This is a genomic window from Curtobacterium sp. Leaf154 (assembly GCF_001424595.1).
Classification (GTDB): Bacteria; Actinomycetota; Actinomycetes; order Actinomycetales; family Microbacteriaceae; genus Curtobacterium; species Curtobacterium poinsettiae.
This window is the reverse complement of sequence record NZ_LMOS01000004.1, coordinates 1-13308: the sequence shown is the minus strand read 5'-3', so window position 1 is coordinate 13308 and position 13308 is coordinate 1. Positions and strand designations below refer to the sequence as shown.

Annotated in this window: 13 protein-coding genes and 1 rRNA gene; 2 read left to right on the top strand and 12 right to left on the bottom strand. The window is 71.0% G+C overall.

Annotated elements, in window-relative coordinates; all coding sequences use genetic code 11:
• Nucleotides 1-1038 carry an LLM class flavin-dependent oxidoreductase gene (locus ASF75_RS06525; protein ID WP_056069826.1) on the top strand — a complete coding sequence of 346 codons (1038 nt, stop codon included), beginning with the start codon at nt 1-3 and terminating at the stop codon, nt 1036-1038.
• Between the two features lie 37 nt (nt 1039-1075).
• Here the strand turns inward: ASF75_RS06525 and ASF75_RS06520 are convergent, their stop codons facing one another.
• Entirely contained in the window at nt 1076-1534 is a 459-nt protein-coding gene (locus tag ASF75_RS06520; RefSeq protein WP_214533189.1) for an ASCH domain-containing protein, read from the bottom strand.
• Between the two features lie 124 nt (nt 1535-1658).
• Here ASF75_RS06520 and ASF75_RS06515 point away from each other — a divergent pair, with 124 nt between their 5' ends.
• On the top strand, nt 1659-2105 hold the full coding sequence (locus ASF75_RS06515; RefSeq protein ID WP_056069821.1) for a DUF2510 domain-containing protein: 447 nt from the start codon (nt 1659-1661) through the stop codon (nt 2103-2105).
• 14 nt (nt 2106-2119) lie between these two features.
• Here ASF75_RS06515 and ASF75_RS06510 read toward each other — a convergent pair whose 3' ends face one another.
• From ASF75_RS06510 to rrf, 11 genes are all read right to left on the bottom strand, one after another.
• The gene (locus tag ASF75_RS06510; protein ID WP_056069818.1) at nt 2120-3136 is read right to left on the bottom strand and encodes a site-specific tyrosine recombinase XerD; all 1017 of its coding nucleotides are present in this window, start codon (nt 3134-3136) and stop codon (nt 2120-2122) included.
• A gap of 38 nt (nt 3137-3174) precedes the next feature.
• Entirely contained in the window at nt 3175-3774 is a 600-nt protein-coding gene (locus tag ASF75_RS06505) for a DUF1349 domain-containing protein (RefSeq protein ID WP_017886920.1), read from the bottom strand.
• The gene (locus ASF75_RS06500) at nt 3771-4346 is read right to left on the bottom strand and encodes an NUDIX domain-containing protein (RefSeq protein WP_017886921.1); all 576 of its coding nucleotides are present in this window, start codon (nt 4344-4346) and stop codon (nt 3771-3773) included. The genes ASF75_RS06505 and ASF75_RS06500 overlap by 4 nt, the downstream gene beginning before the upstream one ends.
• 172 nt (nt 4347-4518) lie before the next feature.
• Nucleotides 4519-6234 carry a CTP synthase gene (locus tag ASF75_RS06495; RefSeq protein WP_056069816.1) on the bottom strand — a complete coding sequence of 572 codons (1716 nt, stop codon included), beginning with the start codon at nt 6232-6234 and terminating at the stop codon, nt 4519-4521.
• A gap of 182 nt (nt 6235-6416) precedes the next feature.
• Nucleotides 6417-8111 carry a DNA repair protein RecN gene (recN, locus tag ASF75_RS06490; protein ID WP_056069813.1) on the bottom strand — a complete coding sequence of 565 codons (1695 nt, stop codon included), beginning with the start codon at nt 8109-8111 and terminating at the stop codon, nt 6417-6419.
• 16 nt (nt 8112-8127) lie between these two features.
• A complete protein-coding gene (locus tag ASF75_RS06485) occupies nt 8128-9051 on the bottom strand; it encodes an NAD kinase (RefSeq protein WP_056069810.1) in 924 nt (307 codons plus the stop codon).
• Nucleotides 9048-9881, bottom strand: a complete 834-nt coding sequence (locus ASF75_RS06480; RefSeq protein WP_056069807.1) for a TlyA family RNA methyltransferase — start codon at nt 9879-9881, stop codon at nt 9048-9050. The genes ASF75_RS06485 and ASF75_RS06480 overlap by 4 nt, the downstream gene beginning before the upstream one ends.
• The gene (locus ASF75_RS17610) at nt 9874-10041 is read right to left on the bottom strand and encodes a hypothetical protein (protein WP_156155395.1); all 168 of its coding nucleotides are present in this window, start codon (nt 10039-10041) and stop codon (nt 9874-9876) included. The genes ASF75_RS06480 and ASF75_RS17610 overlap by 8 nt, the downstream gene beginning before the upstream one ends.
• 10 nt (nt 10042-10051) lie before the next feature.
• Nucleotides 10052-11023 carry an HAD-IIA family hydrolase gene (locus ASF75_RS06475; protein WP_200860516.1) on the bottom strand — a complete coding sequence of 324 codons (972 nt, stop codon included), beginning with the start codon at nt 11021-11023 and terminating at the stop codon, nt 10052-10054.
• Between the two features lie 31 nt (nt 11024-11054).
• Nucleotides 11055-11672 carry a hypothetical protein gene (locus ASF75_RS06470; protein ID WP_235517562.1) on the bottom strand — a complete coding sequence of 206 codons (618 nt, stop codon included), beginning with the start codon at nt 11670-11672 and terminating at the stop codon, nt 11055-11057.
• A gap of 1523 nt (nt 11673-13195) precedes the next feature.
• Nucleotides 13196-13308 (bottom strand): 5S ribosomal RNA (gene rrf / locus ASF75_RS06460); the annotation flags it as partial.

The window sequence follows — 13308 nt, the reverse complement described above, 5'->3', positions numbered from 1 at the left end:
ATGGACATGACGAAGATCGGGTTCCTGTCGTTCGGACACTGGCGTGACGTGCCGGGGTCGAAGGTGCGCAGCGGGCGAGAGGCCCTGGTGCAGGCGATCGACCTCGCCGTCGCAGCGGAGGAAGCAGGCGTCGATGGCGCCTACTTCCGCGTCCACCACTTCGCGCCGCAGCAGGCCGCACCGTTCCCGCTGCTCGCCGCCATCGCCGCGAAGACGAGCCGGATCGAGATCGGGACCGGCGTCATCGACATGCGCTACGAGAACCCGCTCTACATGGCGGAAGAGGCCGCGGCCACCGACCTGATCTCCGGCGGGCGACTGCAGCTCGGCGTCTCGCGGGGATCACCCGAGAGCGCCCTCGCCGGCTACCAGCAGTTCGGCTACCGGCCCGACGCCGCCGATGAGAACGGTGGCGACATGGCCCGAGCGCACACGAGCGTGTTCCGCCGTGCGATCGCCGGCGAGCCGATGGCCAACGCCAACCCGCAGATGACCGGATCGGTCGGATCGCTGCCGATCTCCCCGTTGTCCGACTCGCTCGGCGAACGCATCTGGTGGGGTGCCGGCACCCGCGCCACCGCGGAGTGGACGGCCGAGCAGGGCATGAACCTGATGTCCTCGACCCTGCTGACCGAGGACACCGGCGTGCCGTTCGACCAGCTGCAGGCCGAGCAGATCGAGCGCTTCCGCCGGGTGTGGGCGGAGTCGGGCTGGGAGCGGACCCCGCGGGTGTCGGTCTCGCGCAGCATCATCCCGATCATCGACGACGAGTCGCGCCACTACTTCGGCATCCGTGCACAGGTCGAGGGCCAGGACCAGGTCGGGCACCTCGACGGCGGACTGGCCCGGTTCGGGCGGTCCTACATCGGTGAGCCCGAACAGCTCGTCGCGGAGCTCGCGGCCGACCGGGCTGTCCGGGCTGCCGACACCGTGCTCGTCACCGTGCCGAACCAGCTCGGCGTGGACTTCAACGCCCGGCTGCTCGCCGCCGTGAAGGACGTGTTCACCGAGGTCGACGCGGAGCCCGTCCCCGCCTGACGCCAGATCGGGCTCGGGCTCGGGCTCGGGCTCGGGCTCAGCCGTTCGGCCAGAGCAGCCGGAACCGCTCGCACACGACCGGCATGTCCGGCGCGAACCCGCGCGGGTTCTCCGAGTGTGCGCGCCAGAACGCCTCGTGCACCCTCCGCCAGTGCTCGAGCGTCCGGTCTCCTTCGCTCTCGGCCCAGGCGTGGTCCGCGCCGACCTGGTCGAACGGCACCACCCGGACCGCCGTCGTCTCGATGACGGCACGGGGCGAACCAGAGCCGTCGGTTACGATGCTCAACTCGTCGGCGGCCGGCAGCGGGTCACCGGTCGCCTCGTAGTCCCAGAGCGACGACGCCGTGCCGACCTTGACCCCGTCGAGCACGAGCTGCAGGAGCGCGTCCGCCTGCTCCGGGGTCGCGCCGAAGGACCACGCCTCCGGCACCGACGTCGGGAGACTCGGACGCTCGCGGCGTCGCGCGGTCCAGAAGTCATCGAGCGTCGAGGGCACGCCCCGACCGTAGTACACAGGCCCGGTCCCCCCTTGTGCTGACACCCGGCTGGGGACTGGGGCGAGACCGACCGCGCTCCTAGGCTCGGGAGCGTCGATCCACCCCGCACCTCGAGGAGAAACCGTGACGCTGCCGGCCGCAGGCTGGTTCCCGGACCCGCAGGACGCCCGTCGTCTGCGCTGGTGGGACGGTCGCACCTGGGGCGCAGCCACGCGGGTCCCCGCGGCCGCTGCTGACCCGGTCACGCCGATCGTCGTCGCGCCGGTGGGGCCGTCGTTCTCGGTGCAGACCGCCGCGATCCGGACGGACGCGTGGGCATCGGGCACCGCCCGCGATCGTCGACTCTGCGTGTTCACGGTGCTCGCGGTGCTGCTCGCCGTGGTCTCGGTCGTCGCGAACCCCTGGGGCCTGGCGGGGCTGCTCGGTGTGGCGTGCGGCGTCATCGGCATCGTCCGTCCCGGTGCCGTCGGCGCCTGGGCGGTTCTGGCGCGGAGCGCTTCGGCGAGCGCCCTCGTCGTCGCCGTGACGACGACCGTCATCGCCGCTTCGGCCCAGTTCCACCTGTTCTGAGGGCGCGGGCCCGCCTACCGCCGCGCCCGCGGGTGTGCCGTCTGGTAGACGTCCCGCAGCATGTCCGCCGTGACCATCGTGTAGATCTGCGTCGTGGCGACGCTCGCGTGCCCGAGCAGCTCCTGCACCACGCGGACGTCAGCACCGCCCTCGAGCAGGTGCGTCGCGAACGAGTGCCGGAAGGTGTGCGGTGACACGTGCGCCTCCAGGTCGGCGGCGGCAGCAGCGGCCTGGATCACGAGCCAGGCGCTCTGTCGCGACAACCGCGCACCACGGGCGCCGAGGAACAGCGCCGGCGTCGACGCTCCCCGTGCCGCGAACACCGGCCGTGCCCGCACCAGGTACGCGTCGATCGCGGCCCGCGCGAAGCTGCCGAGCGGGACGATCCGCTGCTTGTTGCCCTTGCCGGTGACCTTCACGACGGCGAGCCCGTCCGCACCGGGGCCCGGGCCCGGGCCCGGAGCGTCGGCAGCGGCGTCCGACAGCGTGGTGACGTCGTCGACCGACAGCCCCACCGCCTCGGAGATCCGCGCACCGGTGGCGTAGAGCAGCTCGAGCAGGGCCTTGTCCCGCAGCTGGACGGGGTCGTTCGCGTCGACGGAGACCGCCCCGAGCAGCCGTTCCATGTCCTCGACGGGGATCGCCTTCGGCAGCCGCATGGGAGCCTTCGGCGGTCGGACGGCGGTGCCGGGGTCGAGCGGCAGCCAGCCCTCTCCCGCGGCGAAGGCGGTGAACGAACGGACCGAACTGAGCATGCGCGCGATCGACCGCGGCGCCAACGGTCCCGATGGTCGCGTGGCGAGGTGCTCGACGAACCCCGAGACGTCCGCCCGCGCCAGGCGAGCGACGTCCTGCAGCACCGAGGAGCCTCCGGCCCGGTCAGCGCCGTCCGACTCGACGACCGGTGCGACGCCGAGCCACTCGGCGAACACGGCGAGGTCCCGCCGGTACGCCGACAGCGTGTGCTGCGAGAGTCCCCGCTCGATCGCGACGTGCCGCAGGTACGTCTCCACGGCACGATCGAGGGGCATCACCTCAGCAGGCTAACCGGCGAACGGCCACCTGCCCGTCAGTGCAGCGCTTCGTCCGGCGCGCCCACCCGGAAGCCGGTGAACGTCACGGTCAAGCCAGCCCGCGTCGGCCCGGCGCACAGCAGCCCCGCGGACACGACGGCCTCCGGGTCCAGGTACGCGACCCGGACGAGCCGGGGCTCGTCGCCCTCGGCCCACGCCCGGATCGTCACGGCGTCACCGTCGCGGCTCGCGCGGACGGTCACCACCCGGCCCACCCACTCCGGCACGGGCGACACGGACCAGTCGGAGAACCCACGCGTGACCACGGCGCCGAGCTGAGGAGCACCGTCCGAGAACTCGACACCGGCCTTGATCCACGTCCGCTCGTCGACGCGCAGGAACACCCCGGCCTGGTCGAACTGCTCGGTGTAGTCGAGCACGAACGACGCCTCGACCGAGAACGGGCCGTCGGTCGGTTGCAGCAGCGCGTGCTCCGAGTCGTGCACGAACCCGTACGAGGTGGTCCGCCAGGCATCGCTGCCCTCGACGGCGGTGACACGGAACACGTCGCCGTCGAGCACGGAGGCCTGCGGCTCGTGCGTCCAGGCACCGGCGCCGACCAGGTCACGCAGACCGTCGACCGCTGCCCCGCTCACTTGCTGCGCTGTTCGATGGCCTCGACCGCGAGCGTCGCGACGACGAGGGCCGAGTTGTTGAGCCGACCGCCCAGGATCCCGTCGAGCAGCTCCGCCCGCGGCACCCAGCGCGTCACGATGTCGGCCTCTTCCGCCTCGCGCTCGAACGCGGACCCGGTCGACCGCACGCCGCGCGCCCGGTAGACCTGGATGAACTCGTCGCTGCCGCCGGACGACGTGTTGTAGCGGATCAGCGGCTCCCACGTGTCGGCTTCGAGGTCGGCCTCTTCGCCCAGCTCGCGCTTCGCGGCGGTCAGGTGGTCCTCGCCCGCCATGTCGAGCAGGCCGGCGGGCAGCTCCCAGTCACGCATCCGCACCGGGTGCCGGTACTGCTGGATGACCAGGACGCGGCCCTCGTCGTCCTCGGCGTACACCGCGACCGCGCCGGTGTGGTCGATGTACTCGCGGACCATCGCGTCACCGTTGTACGCGACGGTGTCGCGACGCACGTCCCAGACGGCGCCCTCGTAGACGACGGTGGATTCGGTGACCTCGAAGGAGGCGGACTCGTCGGCGATCGGTGCGTCTGTCACGGCTCCATCCAAGCACGCGCGCGCCGGACGCCCCGTCGGAACCAGGTTCCGGACACAGCACCGCGTCATTCCGTGGTTCCGTGTCCGGAATCAGGTGCCGTGGACGCGCCCCCAGACGGACGGGAGGCGCGGTGCCAGCTGGCACCGCGCCTCCAGTCAGAGACCACTCGCGTTACGCGACCTGCTCCTCGGTCTGCGGGTCGAACAGGCTGGACGCCTCGTGGCGCTCGATCGCGGCCGCGACGAGCCCCGCGAACAGCGGGTGCGCATCGGTCGGACGCGAGCGGAGCTCCGGGTGCGCCTGCGTGGCGATGTAGAACGGGTGCACGTCGCGCGGCAGCTCGACGTACTCCACCAGCGTGCCGTCGGGCGACGTGCCCGAGAAGACCAGGCCGGCATCCGCGATCTGCTCGCGGTACTTGTTGTTCACCTCGTAGCGGTGACGGTGCCGCTCGGAGGCCTCGGGTGCACCGTACAGCTCCGCCGCCAGCGACCCTTGCGTGAACGACGCCGGGTACAGGCCCAGGCGCATCGTGCCACCCAGGTCGCCGCCGGCGATGATGTCGACCTGCTCCGCCATCGTCGCGATGACCGGCGTCGAGGTCTCCGGGTCGAACTCGGTGCTCGACGCGTCGGTCAGACCGACCTCGTGGCGGGCGTACTCGATGACCATGCACTGCAGGCCGAGGCACAGGCCGAGCGTCGGGATGCCCTGCTCACGCGCGAACTGCAGCGCGCCGAGCTTGCCCTCGATACCGCGCACGCCGAACCCACCCGGGATGCAGATGCCGTCGACGTCGCCGAGCTGCTTCGCCGCGCCCTCGGGGGTGGTGCAGTCGTCGGACACGACCCACTTCAGCGTGACCTTCGCGTCGTGCGCGAAGCCACCCGCACGGAGCGCCTCGGTGACGGACAGGTAGGCGTCCGGCAGGTCGATGTACTTGCCGACCAGCGCGATCGTGACGTCCTTCTTCGGCTCGTGCACGGCCTTCAGCACAGGCGTCCACGCGGTCCAGTCGACCGGACCGGCGTCCAGCTTGAGCGCCTCGACGATGACCTGGTCGAGACCCTGGTTGTTCAGCAGCGTCGGCAGGTCGTAGATCGAGGGGACGTCCACGGCGTTCACCACGGCGTCCTCGTCGACGTCGCACATCAGCGCGATCTTGCGCTTGTTCGACTCCGACACCGGACGGTCGCTCCGCAGCACGAGCGCGTCGGGCTGGATGCCGATCGAGCGGAGCGCGGCGACGGAGTGCTGCGTCGGCTTGGTCTTCTGCTCACCCGAGGCGTTCATGAACGGCACCAGCGACACGTGCACGAAGAACACGTTGCTGCGGCCGAGCTCGTGCCGCACCTGACGGGCGGACTCGATGAACGGCTGCGACTCGATGTCGCCGACGGTGCCACCGACCTCGGTGATGATGACGTCGGGCTGCGGGTCGTTCTGCGCCTGCTCGCGCATCCGGCGCTTGATCTCGTCGGTGATGTGCGGGATGACCTGCACCGTGTCGCCGAGGTACTCGCCGCGACGCTCCTTGGCGATCACCGTCGAGTACACCTGACCGGTCGTGACGTTCGCGGCCTGCGACAGGTTGATGTCGAGGAAGCGCTCGTAGTGCCCGATGTCGAGGTCCGTCTCCGCGCCGTCGTCGGTCACGAAGACCTCGCCGTGCTGGAACGGGTTCATGGTGCCCGGGTCCACGTTGAGGTACGGGTCGAGCTTCTGCATGACGACCTTGAGGCCGCGAGCAGTGAGCAGGTTGCCGAGGCTGGCCGCCGTCAGGCCCTTGCCGAGAGACGAGACGACCCCGCCGGTCACGAAGATCTGCTTCGTCACCTTCGGGGTCGAGTTCGAAGAATTGGTACCGCCGCTGAGAGTGTCCGCCACGGGATTCCATCGTACGTCAGAACTGCCGGGAGGCGCGACCCCGGTTCGCCGTGGGCGTTGCGCGGGTGGGTGGCCGGGTCGTCGAGCCGTGGCCCGGTCACCGTGCCGTGGCCCGGTCACCGGGCCGTGGCCCGGTCACCGGGCCGTGACCGGGTCACCGGGGGACCAGGCCGGTCCGACCGTCAGGCCCGCTGGCCGGCCACGTCGAGCAGCTCGCGGGCGTGCTCGATGCCGCTGGCGCTGTCGCCGAGCCCGGAGAGCAGCCGAGCCATCTCCTGCAGCCGGTCCTCGCCTTCGAGCCGTCGCACACTCGACGAGGTCACGGCACCGCTGGCATCCTTCACGACGTTGAGGTGGTTGTTCGCGAACGCGGCGACCTGGGCCAGGTGCGTGACGACGATGACCTGCGTGCGCTCGGCGAGCTTCGCCAGCCGCCGGCCGATCTCGATGGCCGCCGCCCCACCGACACCCGCGTCGACCTCGTCGAAGACGAAGGTCGGCACGGTGGTGCTGCCAGCCATGACGACCTCGATCGCGAGCATCACGCGCGACAGCTCACCACCGGACGCCCCCTTGCCGATCGGCCGGGGGTCGGTGCCGGAGTGCGGCTGGAGCAGGATCGTCACCTGGTCACGGCCGTGGCGGCGGTACTCCCCCGCGTCGGTGACCTCGACCACCAGGGTCGCGCCACCCATCGCGAGGGTCTTCAGCTCGGCCGTCACACGCTTCGCCAGGTCGGCCGCCGCCTTGGTACGCGCCGTGGTGAGCGCTGCGGCGGCGGACTCGAGCGCCTGCTCGTCCTGCTCGACCGACTGCTGCAACGCCGCGATCCGGTCGTCGTCGCCGTCGAGTTCGAGCAGCCGGTCACTCGCGCGCTGACCGTAGGCGATGACGTCGTCCACCTTCTCGCCGTACTTGCGGGTGAGGCCGGCCAGCAACGCCCGGCGTTCGTTGATGAGTTCGAGGTCGTGCCCGGCTTCGGGTTCCAGGGAACCGAGGTAGCTCGAGATGCTCGCCGACGCCTCGGCTGCCTGGATGCCCAGCTCCGTGAGCTGCTCGAGCACCGGCTGCAGGGCACTGTCCGACGACACCACACGCTCGACGGCACGGCGCGCGGACTCGACCAGGCCGACGACGTCCGAGACGCCGTCGAGGGACTCGCTGGACAGTGCCTCGTGCGCCAGGGCAGCGGACAGCCGGAGCTCCTCGAGGTTCCCCAGGCGCTCGGCGCGTTCGGCCAGCTCGACGTCTTCCCCGGGCTGCGGGTCGGCGGCTTCGATCTCGTCGGAGGCCGCACGGATGCGCTCGGCCTCGGCCACCCGGTCGTCCCGGTCACGGACCAGGACCTCGAGTTCACCGGCGTGCTGCTGCCAGGCGTCGTACGCGGCCACGTACCGGGCAAGGGCCTTCTCGAGCGAGGATCCCCCGAACCCGTCCAGCGCCGCCCGCTGCGCGGTGGCCGAGGTCAGGCGGATCTGGTCGGACTGCCCGTGCACGGTGACGAGCTGGTCGGCGAGTTCACCGAGGACCGCGACGGGGGCACTGCGACCGCCGACCGTGGCACGGCTGCGCCCCTCGGCGGAGACCGTGCGGGTGAGGATGAGCTCGCCGTCCTCGACGGTGCCGCCGGCGTCCTCGACACGTTCGGCGACCGCGTCCTGCTCGGGGACGTGCCAGCGGCCTTCGACGACCGCGCTCGACGCGCCACGGCGAACCGAACCGGCGTCGGCCCGCGCACCGAGCAGCAGCCCGAGTGCGGTGACGATCATCGTCTTGCCCGCACCGGTCTCCCCGGTGACCACGGTGAAGCCCGGCCCGAGTTCGAGCGTGGTCTCACCGATGACACCGAGGTCGCGGATCGCGATCTCCTCGATCATCGGTCGTCCTCCGTGCTCATCGGTCGTCCTCGTCGCTCTGGGGGCCGCGCCACCCGGCGACGGGCAGCTGGAACTTCGCGACCAGCCGGTCGGTGAACGGGGCGTCCTTGAGCCGGGCGACGCGCACCGGGTCGGGCGAACGCCGGACCTCGACGCGGGCGCCCGGGGGCAGGTCGTGGGTGCGGCGTCCGTCGCACCAGAGCACGCCGACGCCGCTCGTGCGCCGCAGGACCTCGATCGCGAGCGTGCAGTCCGGCCCGACGACGATCGGACGGGCGAACAGGGCGTGGGCGCTCAGCGGCACCATGAGCAGTGCGTCCACATCGGGCCACACGATGGGGCCACCACCCGAGAACGAGTACGCCGTGGAGCCCGTCGGGGTCGACACGACCACACCGTCACAACCGAAGGACGACAGCGGGCGCCCGTCGACCTCGGTCACGACCTCGAGCATCCGCTCACGGGACGCCTTCTCGATCGTGGCTTCGTTCAGCGCCCAGCTCGAGTAGACGATCTGGTTGCCCACGACGACGTCGACCTGCAGGGTGACGCGTTCCTCGACGTTGTACTCGCCGGACAGCGCACGCGCGACCGTCTCGGCAAGACCGTCGCGCTCGCTCTCTGCCAGGAACCCGACGTGCCCCAGGTTCACGCCGATCAACGGAGCACCGGTGTTCCGGACGAGTTCCGCGGCGCGGAGGATCGTGCCGTCGCCGCCGAGCACGATGACGATCTCGAGCTGGTTCGGCTGGACGTCGACGCCCAGGATGTCGACCTTGCCGACCGACGCTTCGGCGCGGCGGATGTCCGCGTACTCGTCGAAGGGCATGACGGGCGTGAGACCGGCGGCGTGCAGGAGGTCGCAGACCTCGACCGCGGCGTCGATCGAGTCGCGGCGACCCGTGTGGGACACGAGCAGGATGTGCCGTTCGTCGCTCATGAAGACCCTTCCGTGAGTTCGGTCGCCCGGACTCTCCATTCTGTCGGATTGCCCCCGACACCGCGCTGGAAGCGGGCCAGGTACTCGTGGTTGCCGTGGGTCCCGACGATCGGCGATGCGGTGAGCCCGCTGGTACCGAGGCCCTGGTCCCACGCCGCCCAGAGCACGTTCATGAGCGCGTCGTTCCGCAGCCCCGCGTCGTGCACGATGCCCTCGCGCACACCGCCGCGGCCCACTTCGAACTGGGGCTTCACCAGCAGCACGAACTCGTCCCCCGGGACGGCCTCGGCCAGCGCCGGCAGCACGAGTCTGAGCGAGATGAAGGACAGGTCCCCCACCACGAGGCTCGTGTCGGTGGCTGCGTCGTCGAGCGCCAGGTAGTCGGCGCGCGTGAGGTTCCGGGCGTTCGTCCCCTCGACCACGGCGACGCGTTCGTCGAGCGCGATGGTGGGGTGCAGCTGTCCGTGGCCCACGTCGAGCGCGATGACACGGCGCGCACCACGTGCGAGCAGCACCTGGGTGAACCCGCCGGTGCTCGCGCCGACGTCGAGCACGACACGATCGGCAGGGTCGACGTCGAAGGCGTCGAGCGCACCGACGAGCTTCCGGGCTGCACGCGACACCCATTCGTCCGCGGCGTCGACCTCGATCTCGGCGTCTGGCGCGACCGGCGTCGACGGCTTGAGGACGGCACGCCCGCCGACGAGCACGCGGCCGTCCTGGATCAGCTTGCTGGCCACGGTGCGCGACCGAGCGAGTCCGCGTGCAGGGAGCAGCGCGTCGAGGCGGACCGGGGTCGCGTCGGGGACGGCTCCGTCCGGCTCAGGCACTCGCGGAGCCGCCGCTCTCGAGCCGCGTCCGCAGCTCGTCGTGCAGCGCGGAGAAGGCGTCGGCGCGATCGACGAGCGGGAGCGTCTCTGCCTCGGCGGTCCGCGCGGCGAAGGCGTCCTGCTGCTCGGGTTCGGCGGACGGCTGCTCGGGGTTCGGCACGTCCGACACGCTACTCGCCGCCGTACAGCTGCGGGTCGACGTCGAGGCCGTAGATGGCCAACTCGGACTCCCAGATGATCGTGGAGCCGGCGCGCAGTCGATCGATGTCCGTCCCGGCGTCGAGCACCCGGACCACGTGCCCGCGCATCGCCACCGTCGAGGTTCCGACGGTCACGTACCGGGTGCCGTCCTCGTCCTCGCGCCGCACCGTCTCCGGGTACGGCTGGGACAGGCCCCGGAGGTCTTCCAGCACGTAGGTGGGACGCGAGCGCTGATCGGCCGCGAGCACCTGCTTGGCCCGGTCGATGCCGGTGAGCACGAGCACGCTCGGGATCCCGACGTCGTTCGCGCCCTTGATGTCGGTGTCCAGCCGGTCACCGATGAACAGGGTCCGACCGCCGCCGAAGCGTTCCACCGCGGTGTCGAAGATCTGCCGCTCGGGCTTGCCGGCGACCACGGGCATGCGACCGACTGCCTGGTGCACGGCGGACACGAGCGTCCCGTTGCCGGGGGCGATGCCGCGCTCGACGGGGATCGACCAGTCCATGTTCGTCGCCACCCACGGCACGTCCTGGTCGGCCAGGGCGAACGATGCCTCGGCCAGTTCCTTCCAGCCGAGATCCGGCGAGAAGCCCTGGATCACTGCTGCGGGAGAGTCCTCGGCGCTCGACGTCACCGTGAACCCGGCTGCCTCGACGATGCTGGACAGGCCGAGCCCGCCGGTCACCAGGACGGTCGACCCGGCCGGCACCAGGGTCGCGAGCAGCTGGACGCCGGCCTGCGACGAGGTGACGACGTCGCCCTCGGACACCTCGAGCCCGTAGCGCTCGAGGTGTTCAGCGACGTCGATCGGGCGGCGCGATGCGTTGTTCGTGATGTAGCCGACCCGCGCCGTGAGCGATGCCCGGGTCAGTGCTTCGACCGCGTGCGGGATCGCGTTGCGGCCCCGGTAGACGACGCCGTCGAGGTCGGTGAGGACCACGTCGACGCCGTCCGTCAGCGACGCCGGGTGCTCAGCCAGCTGCGGAGCCGTCGACGTCGCGGGGGTTGTCGTCGTCGATCTCGCCGGGCTCGTCGGCTGCGGAGGTGTCGTCGTCGAGGTCGTCGACGGCTGGTTCGTCGTCGAGGTCGTCGTCGACATCGTCGGCGGAGTCGTCGTCGTCGCCGTCGAGTTCGTCGGTCGCGACGTCGTCGGTTCCGAGGTCTTCGGCGTCGTCGTCTCCGGCGTCTCCGGCGTCTCCGGCGTCTCCGTGTACTTCGACTTCGATCGTTTCCTCGACCACATCAACTGTCTCCCAAGCGTTGTCGTCCGCGATTTCGGCGAGGGCCGCTACCGCGCGGTCCACTCGGGCCCACCACTCGTCGGCCTCGTCCTGTCGACCGAGCTCCTCGAGCGTGGCCGCGTAAGCACTGTAGAGCGCCGGGGACCACGTGTAGGCGGTGGACGGGTCGAGCTGTGGAATCTCCAGCTCGCCGAGCGCAGCTGTGGGATTCCCGAGGTCGAGACGGGCGCCGGACATGGCGATCGCGAGTTCGACCTGCACCGGTGTCTCGAGGGCCGACCGTTCGACCGAGCGGCCGAGTTCGAGCGCGCGCTCTGGACGTCCGAGGCCGCGCTCGCAGTCCACCATCATCGGCAGCTGGTCGTTGCGACCCGAGATCCGGCGGTAGGTGCGGAGCTCACGCAGGGCCGTGGCGAAGTCGCCGAGACGGTAGGCGGTGATGGCAGCGGTCTCACGGACGACACCGACCCGACCAGCACGACGAGCCGCGCTCAGCGCGTGCTGGTTCGCCGTCTCCGGGTCGTCGTCGACGAACAGCGCAGCAGCCACCAGGTGACGAGCCACCCAGTCCGCGTTGTCCTTGCTGAGGGTCTTCAGCTCCATGCGGGCGGCCGGGTCGAGGTCGCGCGCATCGATCTCTTCGGGGATCTCCGGGTCCTCGTGACGCGGACGGATGGACTTCGTGCCGTACGGATCGCGGTCTTCCCAGTCGTCGCGGGCCGCTTCGCCGAAGCGTGCACCGGCGTGCCGGGAGCCGTCGCCGAACCGACGACGCTCCTCGCCACCATCGCGGCTCGGACGGTCCGAGGACCCGCCACGGAACGGACGGTCGGAGGAGCCGCCACGGTCGCCGTCGCGACGCGGGCGGTCCGAGGATCCGCCGCGGTACGGACGGTCACCATCACGAGCCGGACGGTCCGAGGATCCCCCGCGGTACGGACGATCGCCATCACGACGCGGGCGGTCCGAACCGCCCTGGAAGGGTCGGTCCCCGTCACGGCGCGGCCTGTCCGAGGACCCGCCACGGTACGGGCGATCGCCATCACGAGCGGGCCGGTCCGAGCCACCGCGGTACGGGCGATCGCCATCACGAGCGGGCCGGTCCGAGCCACCGCGGTACGGGCGATCGCCATCACGAGCGGGACGATCGGACGAGCCACCGCGGTACGGGCGGTCACCGTCCCGACGCGGACGGTCAGAGCTCCCACCACGGTACGGACGGTCAGCATCACGAGCCGGACGATCCGAAGACCCACCACGGTACGGACGGTCACCGTCACGACCCGGGCGATCGGCACCACGCGGACCATCCCCGCGCGGCGGACGGCCGGCGGCGCCACGATCACCCTGCCACGAGGGTCGGTCATTGCGGTCGCTTGACCGGAACGAACGATCGCCGTCACGACGCGGAGCGCTGTCCCGGCGGGGAGCACCATCGCGGAACGGACGGTCCCCACCTTGCGGACGATCGCGACGGTCACCCTCGCGACGCTCGAACTCACGAGGACCAGAGGACCACCGGCCGTTGCTCTGGTCGTCACGACGCGGAGCACCATCACGACGGGGGAAACGATCGCCGTCCCGCCGGGGTCGATCTCCGCGGTCGCCGTCGTTCCGCCGCTGATCGTCGTCGTTCGCCACCGTTGCTCCTCATCGCGTGCCCGGTGCAGTGCCTCGGGCGTTCATCCGCTGTGTCGTTGTGTTGGGTGCCGCGTCGGTCGCCCGACGGTGGTTCCAGTCCATCACGAACCGGAGCCGGCGTCGAGTGAACGGCGGCAGAAACAGAAATGGCCACCGGCCCCAACCGAGAACCAGGGTTTCCCCTGCGAATTCTCGATGGAGGGCCGATGGCCACATCTTTCTTACGTTAAGTCCGGCGGCGTCCTACTCTCCCACAAGGTCCCCCTTGCAGTACCATCGGCGCTGAGAGGCTTAGCTTCCGGGTTCGGAATGTGACCGGGCGTTTCCCTCTCGCTATGACCGG